This is a genomic window from Paenibacillus amylolyticus (genome assembly GCF_003719335.1).
In the GTDB taxonomy this organism is placed as follows: domain Bacteria; phylum Bacillota; class Bacilli; order Paenibacillales; family Paenibacillaceae; genus Paenibacillus; species Paenibacillus amylolyticus_D.
In genome coordinates, this window is the sequence record NZ_RIAS01000005.1 from 347,410 (window position 1) to 366,304 (window position 18,895).

Genomic DNA, 18,895 nt, shown 5'->3' on the forward strand with positions numbered 1-18,895 from the left:
CACCTCACTCGAATAGTTGGCTCCGCGCAGGGCGAGCCGGTCTCGAATTAAGGTGCTTCCTCAGCTTCTACTAGCATTTTATATAAAAGGAATCAGAGCGTCAACCCGGTGTGAATGGTTATGCAATGAGTTTGTCTGAATCCTGAATTGTTCTAATGATCCTCCCTGGCATAAGTGGGTTATCCGTCCCTTTTGATCACCTGTAATTATATTTTATACAACTTAATTTAACATGATTAAATAAGAAAGTAAAATAATTTGTGCTCAATTATTCTTTTTTTAATCTATTTTGTGATAAGATAGTAATAGGGAAACTCAATTCGCCATAAATAAAGGTGAAGCAGCATGATTAACCCAAGAGTTGCAATTTAAAGTACATTAGGCAGGTGAGATAGACAACATGCAGACAGACCGTTTAAAGCTGGATAATCAATTATGCTTCGCCATATACGCTTGTTCACGTGAAATCACAAAATTGTACCAGCCCTATTTGGAGGTGCTTGGTGTAACGTACTCTCAATATCTGGTTTTAATGGTATTATGGGAGCGGCAGGAATGTACGGTGAAGGAGATTGGCGAGGCCCTATACCTCGACTCAGGTACGCTGACGCCTCTTCTCAAACGTTTGCAATCAGCTGGTTTCATCCATCGTGAGCGCTCTGCACAAGACGAACGTAAAGTGATGATTACACTAACCGATGCAGGACGTGAGCTTAAGAATAAAGCATTATCCATACCTGAAGCCATTCAGGGAGATGCTTGCTTGAACAGCACAGAGTTTGAAATGTTGCTGGGACAGTTTAAGGGCTTACTTGAGAAAGTTCATGAAACAAATATGAACACCGCAAAAAAATAATAATAAAAGCCTCTAAGTGATGAAAAACCTTAGCCTACTCGGTTGAGGTTTTTTCCATATATATCCAAGCATTCACAAAAAGGGATCATATCCATATCAAAATACTGTCTATTAACCATTACTTTTTTAAGGAAAGCGTTTTAAAAACATGTTACAATGAATTGGGTTTAAGTGAAAATAGTCAACATATGTCTTTTGTTCGTCTACCAACCCGCCTTGTTGCAGTCATGTTGATAGGAGGATTCGAGAATGAATATCCATGAATATCAAGGAAAAGAAGTACTGAAACAGTATGGAGTTACCGTTCCAAATGGAAAGGTTGCTTATACAGTCGATGAAGCGGTTGCGGCCGCAGAGGCACTGGGCAGTCCGGTGACTGTAGTTAAAGCGCAGATTCACGCAGGAGGCCGGGGTAAAGCTGGCGGCGTGAAAGTGGCAAAGAGCTTAGAGGAAGTTCGTGCCTATGCATCCGAAATTTTGGGCAAAGTATTAGTAACCCATCAGACAGGACCAGAAGGTAAAGAAGTAAAACGTCTTTTGATTGAAGAAGGATGCGATATCCGCAAAGAGTATTATGTGGGTGTTGTTGTCGATCGTGCTACAGGACGTGTAGTCATGATGGCTTCCGAAGAAGGCGGAACAGAGATCGAGGAAGTCGCTGAAGCTACACCTGAGAAAATTTTCAAAGAGGTTGTTGACCCTGCAATCGGATTGCAAGTGTTCCAAGCTCGCAAGCTGGCTTACAGCATCAAAATTCCGAATGAACTCGTGAATAAAGCTGTTAAGTTTATGCTTGCGTTGTACAAGGCATTTGTCGAAAAAGATTGCTCCATTGCCGAAATCAACCCGCTGGTTGTTACCGGAGATGGAAACGTTATCGCGCTGGATGCAAAGCTGAACTTTGACTCCAACGCTCTCTTCCGTCACAAAGATATTCAAGAACTTCGTGACCTGGATGAGGAAGATGAAAAAGAAATCGAAGCTTCCAAATATGACCTCAGCTACATAGCGCTTGACGGCAACATCGGCTGTATGGTTAATGGTGCGGGGCTTGCGATGGCTACGATGGACATCATCAAATATTATGGCGGCGACCCGGCCAACTTCCTTGATGTTGGGGGCGGTGCTACCACGGAGAAAGTTACAGAAGCATTCAAGATTATTTTGTCTGATGCCAAAGTAGCTGGAATCTTTGTTAACATCTTCGGTGGTATCATGCGTTGTGATGTCATTGCCAATGGTGTTGTTGAAGCCGCGAAGCAGCTTGGCCTGACTAAACCGCTGGTTGTTCGTCTTGAAGGAACTAACGTGGAACTTGGCAAACGCATTCTGGGTGAATCCGGATTGAATATCGTTCCTGCTGATTCTATGGCCGATGGTGCACAGAAAATTGTTGCCCTCGTAAAATAAGTTCATTCCTTCGTACCGGAGCTGTCCGGGAATTGAAAAATAACCGTAAGGATGTGAAGCAACGTGAGTATTTTGATCGATAAAAATACAAAAGTCATTACGCAAGGCATTACGGGTTCAACGGGAATGTTCCACACGAAGGGCGCATTGGACTACGGAACCCAAATGGTAGGCGGTGTTACGCCAGGTAAAGGCGGAACCAATGTTGACATCACGCTGGAAGACGGTTCAGTAGTCAGCTTGCCGGTATTCAACACGGTGCAGGAAGCGAAGGAGGCTACTGGCGCAACAGCGAGCGTCATCTATGTTCCTCCTGCATTTGCAGCAGATTCCATTATGGAAGCCGTTGACGCAGAACTGGATTTGGTCATCTGTATTACTGAAGGTATTCCGGTGTTGGATATGGTCAAAGTAGACCGTTTCATGGATGGAAAAAATACAGTATTGATTGGTCCTAACTGTCCAGGTGTTATCACACCGGGCGAGTGTAAGATCGGCATTATGCCAGGATACATTCATATGCCAGGACATGTTGGTGTCGTTTCACGCAGTGGAACACTGACGTACGAGGCTGTTCATCAGCTTACAACTCGTGGTATTGGTCAATCTTCTGCAGTAGGTATCGGAGGAGACCCAGTTAAAGGCTCCGAGTTCATCGATATCTTGAAACGTTTCAATGAAGATCCACAGACACACGCTGTCATCATGATTGGTGAGATTGGTGGTACTGCGGAAGAGGATGCAGCAGAATGGGTAGCGGCTAACATGACTAAGCCGGTGGTAGGATTCATCGGTGGTGTTACAGCGCCTCCAGGCAAACGTATGGGTCATGCAGGTGCGATTATCTCCGGTGGTAAGGGTACAGCCAAAGAGAAAATTGCAAAGCTGGAATCATGCGGTATTAAAGTTGCTCCAACACCAGCCGAAATGGGTTCCACTTTGGTAAGTGTGCTCGAAGAACGCGGTATTTTGAATTTGTGCACGACACATTAATCTGATCCCGTTATAATAGAAGAAACAGCTCGGAAATGACTCATTTCTGGAGTCGTTTATTCAGGAAACGGTAAAGGTAAGCAACCTTTTGTCCTTTAAATAGGGCGAAGGGTTGCTTTTTTTGCGTTTTTTTTTAGAAATGTAGACGAGCCTTAAAGTGCAATTGGCGCAAGCGCTTGCAATTTATCGTTGCTTATCACACAATATGAGGGGAGTTTTTCTCTTCTTTACGGGAGGCAGAAACATGGAAGAACGTTGGATTTTGTTTGGGCTCTATGAAATGGAAGGCATCGGGAAGAAAAGTATTGCAAAATTGATAACAGGCCAGCATTCGTTGCAGGAACTGCTTTATTTTGAGGAAGGAGACTGGATTGAAGCTGGACTGAAAAAAGATCAGGCGACTCGTTTGGCTAGAGAGTTTGATACTGGCTGGATTGAGAGTAGAAGAGAGCAGGTTTATCATCGCGGGATCGAGGTTATTACTTATCTGGATTCAAATTATCCTATATTAATGAAGGAAACCGCACAGCCGCCTTGGGTGATGTACGCTCGAGGAGACACTCGGTTATTACATCAACCTTCAATTGCCATGGTAGGAACAAGGATGCCAACCGTTTACGGACGTAAGGTTGGTGAAAAGCTCGCGGAGCAATTGTCTGATGCGGGATTAACCATTGTAAGTGGACTTGCCAGGGGCATAGATCGTGTGTGTCATGAAGCTGTATTGCGAGCAAATGGTAAAACTATTGCTGTTTTTGGCACAGGGGTAGATATGGTTTACCCACCGGAAAATACGAGCCTTGCAGAACAAATTGCGGAAACAGGTCTGCTTTTGTCAGAATACCCTCTGGGAACTAGAGCTCGTCAGGGGCTTTTTCCCGAGCGAAACCGGATTATCGCAGGATTAACATTGGGAACGCTCGTTGTAGAGGCTGATATACGAAGTGGCTCACTGATTACTGCTGATGCCGCACTGGAGGCAGGCAGGGATGTTTTTGCGGTTCCAGGGCCGATAACCTCGCCGAAGAGTCGTGGGGCACATAACTTAATTCGTCAGGGGGCCAAATTGGTCACTTGTGCGGCTGATTTATTGGAAGAGTATCATTCGGACTTGCAAAATGCAGAACAACTTCCTTACAATAGAGGACGTTCGGCAGAAAACGCGAGCTCTGAAGAGCAAGGTTTGTTTCCGGCGGTGGAGCTTTCTACAGACGAACAACGTATTATCGTTTTACTTGAGCAGGAAGAGCAATCTTTGGATCAACTTATTGAGCAATTAGGTTGGGATTTTGGACATTTACATTCAGTTCTGTTATCTTTAATCATAAAAAAGCAGATTAGCCAATTACCAGGAACCAAATATGCTAGGGTATGACGATGCTGCAACCTGTGCAGTATGTGGAGTATATAATACGAAGTATGAAGTGAAGTACATGAACAGTTTCATGACTGAGAGGAGGATGAACCTATGGCGGATGCACTCGTAATCGTGGAGTCGCCCTCAAAGGCGAAGACGATCGGCAAATATTTAGGTAGCAAGTTCATCGTGAAAGCTTCGATGGGACATGTGCGCGATTTGCCAAAGAGTCAGATCGGCGTTGAGGTAGAGAATGATTTTAATCCGAAATATATTACGATCCGCGGCAAAGGTTCAGTATTGAAGGAACTTAAGGATGCACGCAAGAAGGTGAAAAAAGTGTATCTCGCGGCCGACCCCGATCGTGAGGGTGAAGCCATTGCCTGGCATTTGGCACATGCACTTGAACTGGATGACACGGCGGATTGCCGAGTTGTATTTAATGAAATCACCAAACAAGCGGTTAAGGACGCATTCAAAACGCCGCGTAAAATAAATATGGATTTGGTCAATGCACAGCAAGCTAGGCGCATTTTGGATCGGCTCGTTGGGTACAAAATCAGTCCACTATTATGGAAGAAAGTAAAAAAAGGATTATCAGCAGGACGAGTTCAGTCTGTTGCCGTCAAAATTATTTTGGATCGTGAAAATGAAATTGACGAATTTGAACCGGAAGAGTACTGGAGCATTACAGCCAAACTGAGTGCAGATGGCAATCCGTTTGAGGCAAAGTTTCATAAGTTGAACGGCACGAAAACAGAGCTTGGCAGTGAGGCTGAAGTACAGGCGATTTTGAAACAGATCGAAGGAGCTGACTTTACGATCAAGGAAGTGAAGGAGAAAGAGAGAACTCGAAATCCTTCGGCACCCTTTACAACAAGTTCACTACAGCAGGAAGCGGCACGTAAACTTAATTTCAGGGCTTCCAAGACGATGTCGGTTGCGCAACAGCTTTATGAAGGTGTAGACCTTGGAAAAGAAGGCACAGTCGGTCTCATTACGTATATGCGTACAGACTCGACGCGTATTGCTTCTTCTGCGCAGGAAGAAGCCAAAGAATATATCGTTGGAAAGTATGGCGAGACATTTGCACCAGAGAGCCCGCGTAACTATTCGAAAAAGGCTTCAAACGCTCAGGACGCCCACGAAGCGATTCGTCCGACTTCCATTTTGCGTGATCCAGATTCGATTAAATCGTTCATGAGTCGTGATCAGTTCCGCTTATATAAGTTGATTTGGGAACGTTTTGTAGCCAGTCAGATGTCTTCGGCTATTCTGGATACACTTTCGGTTGATATCGCTGCGGGAGATACAATCTTCCGTGCGGCGGGTTCCAAGGTGCGCTTTCAGGGTTTCATGAAAGTGTATGTAGAAGGAAACGACGATGGTACAACCGAGGAAGACCGTTTGTTGCCTCCGCTCAAGAGTGGAGATGTGCTGGAGAAGCAGGAGATTGAGCCTAAACAGCACTTTACGCAGCCGCCGCCACGTTATACCGAAGCACGGTTGGTTAAAACCTTGGAAGAGCTCGGCATAGGTAGACCGAGTACATATGCGCCGACACTGGAGACCATACAGAAACGCGGATATGTTGCGATCGAAGAGAAGAAGTTTATGCCGACAGAGCTGGGAGAGCTGGTCATTGAGCAGATGGAAGAATTTTTCCCGGAAATCCTGAATGTAGAGTTTACCGCTAATATGGAAGGTGATCTCGACCATGTAGAGGAAGGCTCTGAAGATTGGGTTAAAGTGCTGGCTGAATTCTATGAATCTTTCGAAAAACGGCTGGAGTTTGCTGAGGAAGAAATGAAAGAGATCGAGATCGAAGACGAGGTGTCGGATGAGATCTGTGAGAAATGTGGCAAGCCGCTCGTGTATAAACTGGGTCGTTTCGGAAAGTTCCTCGCATGCTCAGGGTTCCCTGACTGCCGCAATACGAAACCGATTATTAAAGACATCGGTGTAACTTGTCCGAAGTGTAAGGAAGGGCATGTGGTGGAACGCCGCAGTAAAAAAGGACGTATTTTTTATGGCTGTGACAAATATCCGGAATGTGATTTTGTATCTTGGGATAAACCTTCCGCTAAACCTTGTCCGAGCTGTGGATCGTTAATGATCGAGAAGCGAAACAAAAAAGGAACAAGATTGCAGTGTACTTCATGTGATCATCAGGAGCCGGTGGAAGAACCGGAAGATGAATCAACGGATTAGCATAATGATGGGGGTAAATGATTTTGACAAGTGAACAACAAGTAACGGTAATTGGAGCGGGACTGGCTGGATCAGAAGCGGCGTGGCAGATTGCCAGTCGCGGTGTGCGTGTGAAGTTATATGAGATGAGACCGGTTGTCAAAACACCGGCTCATCATACGGATAAATTTGCAGAACTCGTATGCAGTAACTCTCTGCGTGCCAATGGACTGGCGAATGCTGTTGGCGTTCTAAAAGAAGAGATGAGAATGTTGAATTCGCTCGTACTCGGGGCAGCTGATCGACATGCTGTTCCGGCAGGAGGAGCTTTGGCTGTTGACCGGGATGGCTTCTCGGGTGAGATTACATCGACATTGCATCAACATCCGCTGATTGAAGTGGTGAACGAAGAACTAACTTCGTTACCAGAGGACGGGATAGTTGTTGTTGCGACTGGACCACTGACTTCGCCGGCGTTGTCCGAGCAGATTAAAGCATTAATGGGTGAGGAATACTTCTATTTTTATGATGCTGCTGCTCCGATTATTGAAAAAGATTCCATTGATATGAACAAGGTATACCTTGCCTCTCGTTATGATAAAGGAGAAGCGGCTTATCTCAACTGTCCCATGACAGAAGAAGAGTTTGATATCTTTTATGAAGCTCTTATTACCGCAGAGGTTGCTCAGTTAAAAGAGTTCGAAAAGGAAATCTATTTCGAAGGCTGCATGCCGATTGAAGTCATGATGAAACGGGGCAAACAAACAGCATTGTTTGGACCTATGAAGCCGGTAGGCTTGGTTAACCCGCATACAGGTGAATTGCCTCATGCTGTAGTACAACTTAGACAGGACAATGCAGCGGGAACGTTGTATAATCTGGTGGGCTTCCAAACGCATTTGAAATGGGGAGAACAAAAACGTGTCTTCTCACTGATTCCAGGTCTTGAAAATGCTGAGTTTGTGCGTTACGGTGTCATGCACCGGAATACATTTATTAACTCACCGAAGCTGCTTCGTCCAACGTACCAATTCAAAGAGCGTCCTAATTTGTTCTTTGCTGGTCAGATGACAGGGGTAGAAGGATATGTTGAATCTGCCGCATCGGGTCTCATTGCCGGCATGAATGCAGCTAAAGCAGCATTAGGACAAGAACTTGTTGTATTGCCGGTAGAAACGACACTAGGCAGTATGGCTCAATATATTACAACAGCGGATTTCAAACACTTCCAGCCAATGAATGCTAACTTCGGTTTGTTGCCAAAATTGGAAACGAAAATTCGTAACAAAAAAGAAAAAAATGAAGCACTTGCAAACCGTGCCCTGGATGGCATCGCCAAGTTTGCTGCTTCAGAAGGTCTAACCGTTCCAGAACGCGTATAAATTATTCGTGGGGGAGCTGATATCATGGATATGTCATTTCATGCGACAACGATCTGTGCTGTCCGTCATAATGGCAAGGCAGCGATTGCGGGCGATGGTCAGGTAACTATGGGCCAGAGCGTTGTAATGAAGAATACAGCCAAAAAAGTAAGACGTTTATATCGTGGACAGGTTGTTGCTGGGTTTGCCGGTTCTGTAGCCGATGCAATTACACTGTTTGAAAAATTCGAAGGTAAACTGGAAGAGCACCATGGCAATCTGCAACGGGCTGCTGTTGAACTTGCGAAGGACTGGCGGCAGGATCGCATTCTGCGGAAGCTCGAAGCTTTGCTGATCGTGATGGACAAAACAGGAATGCTTCTTATTTCAGGCGGTGGCGAGATTATCGAGCCGGACGATGATATCATTGCAATCGGTTCAGGCGGTAATTTTGCTTTGTCCGCTGCGCGGGCGCTGAAACGCCATGCTGGACAGATGGAAGCAAAAGATATCGCGCGTGAGTCGCTTCAGGTGGCTTCCGAGTTGTGTGTATACACGAATAGTAATATTATCGTCGAAGAATTGTAGGAACAAAGAAATCTCCCGTACAGGACAAGATGCTGCATCTGCTCCGGTTTACGTTAAGGAGATTCTTTGCTCTTGTGGCTGAGTTGACGTCAACATACTCGTAGGAGGGAAGCATATGAATTCTCAAGCTTTAACGCCAAGACAGATTGTTGCGGAATTGGATAAATATATCGTAGGTCAAAAACAGGCGAAGAAATCAGTGGCCGTAGCGCTTCGTAATCGCTATCGACGCAGTCTTTTGCCAGAAAATACACAGGATGATATTGTACCTAAAAATATACTGATGATTGGACCTACAGGTGTCGGTAAAACGGAAATTGCGCGTCGTCTTGCAAAGCTGGTAGGGGCACCTTTTGTCAAAGTCGAAGCAACCAAGTTTACCGAAGTGGGATATGTCGGCCGTGATGTGGAATCCATGGTTCGGGATTTGATTGAAACCTCCTTGCGTATGGTCAAGCTTGAGCGAACTGAAAAAGTGAAGGATAAAGCGGAAGAAGCTGCTAACGAGCGCATTGTACATATTTTGGCTCCTTCTCAGTCTAAGTCTAAAAACCAGCGTAATCCGTTTGAAATGATCTTTGGAAACAACGGGAATGGAAATGCAGCGCAGGATCAGGATGAACCTGAACCTGATGCAGGTGTAGCCGAACGTCGTCGTAAAATCAAGTTTGATCTGTTGTCTGGTAAATTGGAAGATGACATCATTGAGATTGATGTAGAGGACAATACGCCGAACATGATGGATATGTTTGCTGGCCAGGGTAATGATCAGATGGGCATGAACATGCAGGAGATGTTTGGCAGTTTGTTGCCGCGTCGTACGAAGAAACGTAAATTGGCGATTAAGGAAGCGCGTAAAGTGCTTATTCAAGAAGAAGCGAGCAAATTAATTGATATGGATGATGTGACTCAGGAGTCCATAAGACGTGCAGAGCAGACAGGCATTATTTTCATCGATGAGATTGATAAAGTAGCCAGTCAAGGTCGTGGAAGTGGGCCAGATGTGTCTCGTGAGGGAGTTCAGCGTGACATTCTACCCATTGTCGAAGGATCAACGGTCATGACCAAGTATGGGCCCGTCAAAACGGATTATATTCTGTTTATGGCGGCTGGTGCATTCCATGTGGCTAAACCTTCGGATCTGATTCCAGAGCTTCAGGGGCGCTTCCCGATTCGTGTAGAGTTGAACAGTCTTACTCTGGAGGAGTTTGTCTCCATTCTAACGGAACCTCAAAATGCGCTAACGAAGCAATATGTCGATTTGTTGCGCACAGAGAATATTGAGATTGAGTTCTCGGAAGAGGCAATACGGGAGATTGCCAAGCTCGCGGAAGCTGTTAACCAAAACACAGAAAACATTGGAGCTCGCCGTCTGCACACCATATTGGAAAAACTTCTAGAAGACTTGTCCTTCGAGGCTCCTGAGCTTACGTTGGAACGTATGGTGATTACACCAGAGTATGTGCGTGAAAAATTACATGATATTGCGACCGATCGAGATTTAAGTCAGTACATCCTTTAAGTAAGAGCAAAGAGGAATAAATATAGCTTGTATTACCACATGATATGATGGTTGTATGGAGTAAAACTTGGGGTATGTATCAAAAACAGTAGACATTCTTTCATATGCTCTGTGCCTTTTGTGCAGATCATGCTGTGTTAGGTGTCGTGTTTTTGAGTACGTACCCTTATTTTTATTATGATCTAACCTTTTCTGATGATTAGACCGATAAAAGAGAGGTGGCGACAATTTATGTTAGAAACTAGGACTTGGGCCGCATTTATATCAGTATAAAGGGTAGCGGGTTAGTTGGTATTCCCATTTTTAAGCAACCATGAATTTCCATTAAAAGAATTTTAATTATTTAAATGTTATCTGTTGCTAAGCGAATAAGCTGGAAAAGTTTGCGCAAATGCGCAAAACGTCGTTTTGTGGAAAACAGAGAAGGCAACAATTATTTTCGAAATATAAAATAGTAGTGACCTATACAATTGTTAAGAAAGTGTTGCGTCAGAAATGATAGATGGAATGAGTTCCTATACATAAAATGTGAAATAAAATAGAGTCGACTTCATAAAAATACAATGTACTATAAGCTTAAAACCCTAATATGGCGGTAAAATATACTAAACTTAACAAACAGAAATTCTGATGTGGAAAGGTACATTTAGATGTGTTCAGACTGAAATGCAGGCGGGAATAATGAGTTTTATTTTAAGAATGTTTAAGGCGATGCCTCAAGATTGTTAACACATTTTTGATTTGGGACTGAATATTTACGAAAAAAATCATATTTTGCAGAAAATACACAAAAAGCCCTCTCTTTAAGAAAAGATAGGGCTTTTTTCTTATTGTAATATATCCCAAACTCGAAGAAACTTATGTTATACGACAACATCAGAGTTAATTCTACTTAAGTCCTAGAAAACCGTGTAAACACGAATGTTTTTGTCGAAAAAACAACAGCAGTTTCGCGCAAAAAGATTCAATCTTTTTCCATATATACTAATGAGAGGAGGGATATTGTGAATCTTTTAAACGATATCAGCTTTAAAAGATTACAAGGTGCGCTCGATGCGTCGAACATGAGACAACGAACGATATCTGATAACGTAGCGAACGCCGATACCCCGTATTTCAAGCGATCAGACGTTTCTTTCGAAGAAATGTTACAGGATCAGATGAGCGGCGGTTTACCTGTTCTTAAAGGAAAAGTAACGGATCCAAGGCATTTTGTCATAGGTCCTTCCTCTTCAGTACCGACACCAGTAGTTAATATGGACCAGTCCACTTCCATGAATAATAACCAAAATAATGTGGACATTGATCGAGAGATGAGCCTTCTGGCGGATAATCAATTGCGTTACAACGCTTATATCCAGCAAGTAAACGAACAAATTAAAATGATGCGAGTAGGCGTAGAAGGGAGATAACCACGTTGAACATTAGCAACAGTTTCGGAATCAGTGCCTCGGCTCTTACAGCTCAACGTTTGCGTATGGACGTTATTTCTTCCAATATTGCAAATGCAGAAACCACGCGCGCGAGCATGTCGAATGGGGTCGCAGTTCCCTATAAGCGCAAAATGGTAGTACTTGAACCGAATAAAACATCCTTCAGCACGATGTTGCAAAACCAGATGCGTGGCGGAGGTTCAAGTGATGGTGTCAGAGTAACCGAGATTCGGGAAGATCAGTCACCATTCAAGCCGGTCTATGACCCGACTCATCCAGATGCAAACGCAGAAGGTTACGTGTTCATGCCTAATGTGGATATTGCAAAAGAAATGGTCGATATGATCTCGGCTTCACGTTCTTATGAGGCTAACGTGACCGCACTGAATTCAACCAAAGCGATGATTTCTAAAGCGTTAGAAATTGGAAAAGGTTAACTGTTGCATTCTTCGACAACGATCTAAAAAGAAGAGATAAAAGGGAGGGACATTCATGATTCAGAACAATATGTTTAACACTCAGGGAGTTCAGCCGTTGCAGATGAAGAGTGTGGCAACTGAAAATAAACCTTCTACACCAGCCGAAAGCATTCAGAGCTTCGGTACATACTTACAAAATGCACTGGGTTCTGTCGCCGCACAGGAAACTCAGGCCCATGAAATGTCAAATCAATTTTTGGTAGGTAAAGCGAATGTTGATCAGGTGTTGATTGCTTCGGAACAAGCCCTGCTTAGTCTGCAACTTACCACTCAGGTACGTAACAAAGTGGTTGAGGCATATCAAGAGGTTATGCGCACGCAACTATAAGATTTCATTTGCGCAAACAGTAGCGCTGATCATTACGACAAGCAGCTGCGATGCTGCTCCTGAACAAAGCTAGGAGAACGCTCAGGCTTTTGTCAGGACAGACTAAGCAAAGTTTCGGATGGGGTGACAGAGTGAATGAGAGAATTGCCCAGTACAGGGACAAGGCTTCACAGTACTGGAATAGCTTTAGCAAAAAGCAGAAAACATTATTTATTTCAACCTTCCTATTTCTGATTTTGGCAGCAGTGGTTCTCACGATGCAGTTATCCAAGACAGAATATGAAGTGGCGTTCACAGATTTAAATGCAAGTGATTCAGCTGGTGTAATCAATTATCTGAACTCCTCTAATATCCCATATAAACTTAGCGCGGACGGAAAAAGTATTTCTGTACCTAGTACAGATGTAGCGCTAACGAAAGTGAATATCGGATCCCAAGGCATTATTCAGAATGGTTCCCTTGGTTATAAAGCGTTTGAAAGCTCATCATCACCAATCGGCATGACAGATAAAGAGTTTGATGTGAAATACAATAATGCGTTAAATGGAGAAGTTGAAAAGCTGCTCCAGCGCATGCAGGGGATTCAGGATGCCAAAGTCCTTGTTAACATGCCAAAAGATAATATCTTTGCAGGCTTGGAAGAACAGGACAAAGCTTCGGCTTCCGTAGCGTTGCAGTTTAAACCGGGGTATCACCCGAACCAGGCAGCTGTAGATGGATACTTTAATTTGGTTAAAACAGCTGTTCCGAACTTGCCCATCGAGAACATCACCATCACGAACACGGATGAGGCTGAACTCGTTCCAACCGCTCGCGGTGGCAGTGGTGGCTTGTCATCTGAAGTGCAGGAGAATATGGCATTACAGAAAAAGTTTGAGAGCGACGTACGAAATAACGTGAAGCAATTCCTCTCTCAAATTGTAGGTGAGGATAAGGTCAACGTTCTGGTGGCCTCCAAACTGAACTTCGATAAAGTGACAAGTAAAGAAAATCTCGTTACACCTGTTGATCAAGAGAACATGAAAGGGATCGAGATCAGTGTGCAGCAAATTCAGAAGAGTTACACCGGTGGAGCAACTCCGACAGGTGGTGTAGCAGGAACCGGCCAACAGGATGTGCCTGGGTATCCTTCTTCTGATTCCAATAGCAATGCGAATTCGGAAGAATCATCAAGTACGATCAATTATGAAGTGAATCGAATTGCCAAAGATATCATTTCAAGCCCATATACTGTAAAAGATTTAACCATCAACGTGGCGGTTGAACCACCCGCAGGGCAAACCGAATTGCAACAGCCTGTTCGAGATGCGATCGAAAATATTCTAGTTAATATCGTTCGAGCGTCATTGGCAGACTCAGGCACAACGATAACTGACGCAGACCTGACAAAAAAAGTATCCGTCATGTCACAGGGCTTTGCAACAGCTGCAGATGCAAATACGGGCTTCCAGTTAACACCAGCGATGATGTGGGGTGGCGGAGCACTTATTGCGGTCTTGATCGCTGCGGTAGTGATCTTGTTAGTACGTCGTCGTCGTAAACAAAATGAGATTCTAGAAGAGGAAGAAATCCCGCTTCCAGTAGCAACAGAGTTCCCGTCCATAACACTGGACAGTGTGACGAACGAAAGTCAGGTGCGCAAACAATTGGAGAGTTTGGCCAAGAAAAAGCCGGACGAATTCGTCAATCTGCTGCGTACGTGGCTGGCTGACGAATAGAGGTGAACGCATTGGCAAAAGCAGGCAATGCCGGATTAACTGGCAGACAAAAAGCAGCAATATTGTTAATTACATTAGGTCCGGAAGTGTCTGCTCAGATCTTTAAACATCTCCGAGATGAAGAGATTGAGCAACTTACGTTGGAAATTGCCAACGTGCGCAAGGTTGACGCATCCGAGAAAGACATGATTATGTCCGAGTTCCATCAGATTTGTTTGGCACAGGAGTATATCTCTCAGGGCGGTATTACCTATGCGAAAGAAATATTGGAGAAAGCACTTGGTTCCACCAAAGCGCTTGAAGTTATTAATCGTTTGACAGCTACGTTGCAAGTTAGACCGTTTGACTTCGCACGCAAAGCTGATCCGAATCAGATTCTGAACTTTATTCAGAATGAAAGTCCACAAACGATTGCACTTGTACTGTCTTATCTGCAATTTGAGCAAGCAGCGGCCATTTTGTCCTCGCTCCCTCAGGAGAAACAAGCAGATGTTGCTCGCAGAGTAGCTGTGATGGACAGCACATCACCAGAAGTTATTTCACAGGTGGAACGTGTGCTGGAACAGAAGTTGTCTTCTACAGTGACGCAGGATTATACAAATGCAGGCGGTATCGAATCCATCGTTCAGATTTTGAATGGTGTCGATCGGGGGACGGAACGTACGATTTTGGACTCCCTTGAGATTCAGGATCCGGAACTTGCAGAAGAGATCAAAAAACGGATGTTTGTTTTCGAAGATATTGTCAATGTGGACGATCGCTCCATTCAACGTATTATTCGGGATATCGACAATGCCGATCTGCAGCTTGCACTTAAAGTGGCAAGCGAAGAAGTGCGTGAAGCCGTATTCCGTAATATGTCGAAACGGATGTCCGAAACATTCAAGGAAGAGATGGAATTCATGGGCCCTGTGCGGCTTCGTGATGTGGAGGAAGCTCAGACACGTATCGTAGGTACGATCCGCAGACTGGAAGAAGCCGGTGAGATCATTATCGCACGTGGTGGAGGAGATGATATCATTGTCTAATTTGATTAAATCTTTCCAGTATGTACCGGTCGAAGACCATAAAAGGCTCGAAAATCATCACCATTACGGCAGTGAAGAAGAGACTGGATTGGATGAGGACGGTGCGGCAGGTTCTGAATCGGAAGTGCTTCAGGCACGAGTCGATGAAGAAACGGAACGTCTCACTGCTGAGATGCTGGAAGATGCCAAGGAGTTTGCGGAAAAGCAGGTGCGTGATGCTTCAGAAGAGGCGGAGCGAATGCTTCAGGAAGCCCAGGAACAGATTGATCGCTGGTGGCAGGAGCAACGAGAGCAGGATGAACATCTGACTGAAGCTCTCCGCGCTCAAGGCTTTCAGCAAGGGTTTGAAGAGGGACGAGCACAAGCTGAACGGGATCTCCAAGTGAAGATCGAAGAGATGATGAAAGAAGCACAAGCCGTGCTTCAGGAAGCGTACGTAGCCAAAGAACAGATTATTCAGGAAGCTGAGCCGTTTCTTGTTGAACTTGCATGTGGCATTGCGGAGAAAGTGATAGATAAACAGCTTACGGTAGAGCCCGAACAAACGATTGAACTGATACGTCAGAGTTTGTCCAGAAAAAGAGAGCAGGGGCAGATCACGCTCTGCGTGGCGCCTGATCAATTTTCTTTTGTACAAGCAGCTAGGGAGGAACTGGCTCTTTCCATTGATTCGCAGGCAGAGTTACAGATTTTGCCTGATGCTACGGTTAAAGATAAGGGCTGTGTTATTCGTTCTTCATTTGGAAGTGTTGATGCAAGAATCGATACACAGCTTGCCGAGATTAAAAAAGAACTGATCCGCATAGCACTTGAGGATGAGGAGCGAAGAAATCAACATGAAGGTTCTTAGTTCACAGCGTTATATGGAGCATCTGCGGCAATTCGATCCTGTGCGTATAAATGGAAAAGTAACCCAGGTCATTGGACTTATGGTGGAATCAGAAGGACCGGATGCCAGCATTGGCGACGTATGTTACATCTATCCTGGTAAATCTGCCAAGCCGTTGCAGGCTGAAGTTGTAGGGTTCCGGGATAACAAGGTGTTGCTTATGCCACTGGGGGAACTTCAATCCATTGGTCCGGGCTGTGACGTGGTCGGAACCGGTAAACCCTTAGGTGTACAAGTAGGATCTGAATTGCTTGGTAAAGTGCTGGATGGACTCGGACAGCCGCTTGACGGTTCATTGTTGCCGTCTCGAATGCCGATGTATTCCACTTCCAATACCCCTGTTAACCCGATGGATAGACCGCGTGTGCTTGAAACGATGAGTGTGGGCGTTAGAGCAATCGACGGTTTGCTCACTGTAGGAAAAGGACAGCGTGTGGGTATATTTGCAGGTTCAGGTGTCGGAAAAAGTACATTGATGGGGATGATCGCTAGGAATACCGCTGCAGATGTGAATGTGATTGCACTGGTGGGTGAGCGTGGACGTGAGGTTCGTGACTTTATTGAAAGGGATCTTGGTCCGGAAGGCTTGGAACGGTCAGTCGTGATCGTAGCAACGTCAGATCAGCCTGCTCTGATTCGAATCAAGGGAGCTGTCATAGCAACGACGATTGCGGAGTATTTCAGAGATCGCGGTATGAACGTGATGTTAATGATGGATTCGGTAACCCGTTACGCAATGGCGCAGAGGGAAGTCGGCTTGGCTGTAGGAGAACCGCCGGCAATGAGAGGTTACACTCCTTCCGTTTTTGCAAGTCTACCGAAACTGTTAGAACGTGCAGGGACAGGGCCGACAGGGTCGATAACGGCCTTCTATACCGTGCTAGTCGATGGGGACGACATGAACGAACCGATTGCAGACGCAGTCCGAGGGATATTGGACGGTCACATCGTGTTGAACCGTGCGATAGCGAATAAAGGCCATTTTCCAGCGATTGATGTGCTTGCAAGCATTAGCCGTGTCATGAAGGACATCGCTCCTGAAGAGCAGATTGATGCGGTTAACAATATGAAACGTCTGATGGCTGTATACAAGGAGTCCGAAGATCTGATCAACATCGGTGCCTATCAAAGGGGATCAAATGCCGCCATAGATGAAGCAATGGATCAGATTGATCATATCTGGAATTTTACGAAGCAGAAAGTTGATGAAAAGGTAACGTTGAGTGAAGTACAGGAGCGTTTGATTCTTGAATTCGCAAGGAGATGAAGGGTAAACGATGAAATTTCGATATCATTTCCAGAAGGTTGTTGACCTGAAAAGCAATGAGAAGACACAGGCTGAATGGATGTTATCCACAGCGATCGGCAAACTTCAGACGGAAGAAGAGCACTTGTTGCAATTGATTAATGATCGAAATAATCTGATGAACATTATTCAAGCAGCAACTGAAAATTGTGCTTCCGTATCTAGCTTGCAGGAAATGCAGCGATATGCATATCACCTTGACGAATGCATATCGCGTAAGAACAGTGATGTCGAGCACGCTCAGGTCAATGTGCAGCGGAATCAGAGCTTTCTGAATGGTAAAGTGATTGATGAAAAAGTGTGGCTTGGAGCGAGAGATAAGGCTAAAGGCAGATTTCAGCAGGAGATGCTCCTCCGGGAACAGAACGATCTGGACGAGATGGCTACTGTACGCTTCGCCGCCAAAGCCCGCGCGAACTGATGTGAGCCGGATGCGAAGTTGTCTCGTGAAGGAGGAATGAACGGTGGCTGTAAAAGACACTGATATCGAAAAAGAGTCCGGGAGTGGATGGGAAAAGTTTCTCATGATTTCGATCCCGATTGTATTTACGGTTGTGCTCTTAGGTGTACTGCTTACTCTATTTAATGTAGATATTCGGAATAACGCGCTCGAACTTGCCAAAAAAATTCCTGTAGTCAAAAATTGGGTGCCTGATCCGGTGCTTGATCCTGAGAAGGAAAAGTTGGAAAAGAGCGAAAAGCAGGTTGAGAGTGCGGAAGCAACGATTGAAAAGCTGAAATCCCAGGTCACTGCGAAAGAAGCAGAACTCAAAGCGGCCAAAGACGCGGCTACTGCGGAGACGCAGAAAACGGCTGATCTGCAAAAGAAACTGAATGACGCGAATAAGGCTGCTGAAACAGCTGCAACTGCTGAACCGGAAACCGAAAGTGATTATCAAAAGCAGATTAAAAGTCTGGCTAAGATGTATGCTGACATGAGTCCAAGTAAAGCTGCGCCGATTTTGCAAAATATGACGAATGAAGAAATGGTGCTTATGTTAAGTGCGATGCAGTCGACTGCCCGGACGAAGGTGCTGGAAAAGATGGACCCGAAGACAGCAGCGGATGTGACCATGCTGATGAAGGATGCAAAGCCTTCAGGCGATCTTGCTTTGGATGCCCTGCAGTCCCGATTGAAGAAGGAAACAGCAGCAGCGACCACGACAACAGCAACCAACAGTAAGAACTTGGATAAAAATCAGTTGAGCCAGACCTTTGCTTCGATGTCTGCGTCAAGTGGAGCCAAACTCTTGCTCGAAACTTATAAAATAAGCCCGGATAAAACACTGACCATACTCAATTCAGTCAATGATGCAACTCGATCTCAACTGTTGGAAAACATGTCAAAAGAAGATTCGGTTGAGACAGCCAAAGTGTTAAATCGGCTAATGGGCAATAAGTAGCAACTCTATCCTTAACGCATGGAGGGGAGGTGAA

The 18,895-nt window shown here is 44.9% G+C and carries 17 protein-coding genes; all 17 read left to right on the top strand.

What is annotated here, in order from left to right:
- Positions 1-400 precede the first annotated feature (400 nt).
- The 17 genes from EC604_RS12300 (at position 401) to EC604_RS12380 (ending at position 18,861) form a co-directional block, all read left to right on the top strand.
- Entirely contained in the window at positions 401-856 is a 456-nt protein-coding gene (locus EC604_RS12300; protein WP_123064437.1) for a MarR family winged helix-turn-helix transcriptional regulator, read from the top strand.
- 249 nt (positions 857-1,105) lie between these two features.
- A complete protein-coding gene (gene sucC, locus EC604_RS12305) occupies positions 1,106-2,266 on the top strand; it encodes an ADP-forming succinate--CoA ligase subunit beta (protein WP_123064438.1) in 1,161 nt (386 codons plus the stop codon).
- Between the two features lie 63 nt (positions 2,267-2,329).
- Positions 2,330-3,259: a succinate--CoA ligase subunit alpha gene (sucD, locus tag EC604_RS12310; protein ID WP_090923883.1), complete on the top strand. Its 930-nt coding sequence runs from the start codon at positions 2,330-2,332 to the stop codon at positions 3,257-3,259.
- Between the two features lie 244 nt (positions 3,260-3,503).
- Positions 3,504-4,634 carry a DNA-processing protein DprA gene (dprA, locus tag EC604_RS12315; RefSeq protein ID WP_123064439.1) on the top strand — a complete coding sequence of 377 codons (1,131 nt, stop codon included), beginning with the start codon at positions 3,504-3,506 and terminating at the stop codon, positions 4,632-4,634.
- A 93-nt stretch (positions 4,635-4,727) separates the two neighbouring features.
- Positions 4,728-6,827, top strand: a complete 2,100-nt coding sequence (topA, locus tag EC604_RS12320; RefSeq protein WP_123064440.1) for a type I DNA topoisomerase — start codon at positions 4,728-4,730, stop codon at positions 6,825-6,827.
- 17 nt (positions 6,828-6,844) lie between these two features.
- Complete coding sequence (trmFO, locus tag EC604_RS12325; protein WP_430538769.1) at positions 6,845-8,188, top strand: FADH(2)-oxidizing methylenetetrahydrofolate--tRNA-(uracil(54)-C(5))-methyltransferase TrmFO; 1,344 nt, start codon at positions 6,845-6,847, stop codon at positions 8,186-8,188.
- Between the two features lie 24 nt (positions 8,189-8,212).
- Complete coding sequence (gene hslV, locus EC604_RS12330; protein ID WP_090923879.1) at positions 8,213-8,755, top strand: ATP-dependent protease subunit HslV; 543 nt, start codon at positions 8,213-8,215, stop codon at positions 8,753-8,755.
- A 115-nt stretch (positions 8,756-8,870) separates the two neighbouring features.
- Positions 8,871-10,277, top strand: a complete 1,407-nt coding sequence (gene hslU, locus EC604_RS12335; protein ID WP_123064442.1) for an ATP-dependent protease ATPase subunit HslU — start codon at positions 8,871-8,873, stop codon at positions 10,275-10,277.
- A gap of 1,004 nt (positions 10,278-11,281) precedes the next feature.
- Positions 11,282-11,689, top strand: a complete 408-nt coding sequence (gene flgB / locus EC604_RS12340; RefSeq protein ID WP_123064443.1) for a flagellar basal body rod protein FlgB — start codon at positions 11,282-11,284, stop codon at positions 11,687-11,689.
- Positions 11,690-11,694: 5 nt separating this feature from the next.
- The gene (gene flgC, locus EC604_RS12345) at positions 11,695-12,147 is read left to right on the top strand and encodes a flagellar basal body rod protein FlgC (protein WP_123064444.1); all 453 of its coding nucleotides are present in this window, start codon (positions 11,695-11,697) and stop codon (positions 12,145-12,147) included.
- Between the two features lie 55 nt (positions 12,148-12,202).
- Positions 12,203-12,517: a flagellar hook-basal body complex protein FliE gene (gene fliE, locus EC604_RS12350; protein ID WP_123064445.1), complete on the top strand. Its 315-nt coding sequence runs from the start codon at positions 12,203-12,205 to the stop codon at positions 12,515-12,517.
- A gap of 131 nt (positions 12,518-12,648) precedes the next feature.
- Entirely contained in the window at positions 12,649-14,235 is a 1,587-nt protein-coding gene (gene fliF / locus EC604_RS12355) for a flagellar basal-body MS-ring/collar protein FliF (RefSeq protein WP_123064533.1), read from the top strand.
- An 11-nt stretch (positions 14,236-14,246) separates the two neighbouring features.
- The gene (gene fliG / locus EC604_RS12360; RefSeq protein ID WP_123064446.1) at positions 14,247-15,263 is read left to right on the top strand and encodes a flagellar motor switch protein FliG; all 1,017 of its coding nucleotides are present in this window, start codon (positions 14,247-14,249) and stop codon (positions 15,261-15,263) included.
- Complete coding sequence (locus tag EC604_RS12365) at positions 15,256-16,113, top strand: FliH/SctL family protein (RefSeq protein WP_123064447.1); 858 nt, start codon at positions 15,256-15,258, stop codon at positions 16,111-16,113. Before fliG ends, EC604_RS12365 begins: the two co-directional genes overlap by 8 nt.
- Positions 16,100-17,419, top strand: coding sequence for a flagellar protein export ATPase FliI (gene fliI / locus EC604_RS12370; RefSeq protein WP_123064448.1), 1,320 nt, complete (start codon positions 16,100-16,102; stop codon positions 17,417-17,419). The genes EC604_RS12365 and fliI overlap by 14 nt, the downstream gene beginning before the upstream one ends.
- A gap of 10 nt (positions 17,420-17,429) precedes the next feature.
- The gene (gene fliJ, locus EC604_RS12375; protein WP_123064449.1) at positions 17,430-17,879 is read left to right on the top strand and encodes a flagellar export protein FliJ; all 450 of its coding nucleotides are present in this window, start codon (positions 17,430-17,432) and stop codon (positions 17,877-17,879) included.
- A 43-nt stretch (positions 17,880-17,922) separates the two neighbouring features.
- Positions 17,923-18,861: a MotE family protein gene (locus EC604_RS12380; protein WP_123064450.1), complete on the top strand. Its 939-nt coding sequence runs from the start codon at positions 17,923-17,925 to the stop codon at positions 18,859-18,861.
- The last annotated feature ends 34 nt before the right edge of the window (positions 18,862-18,895 follow it).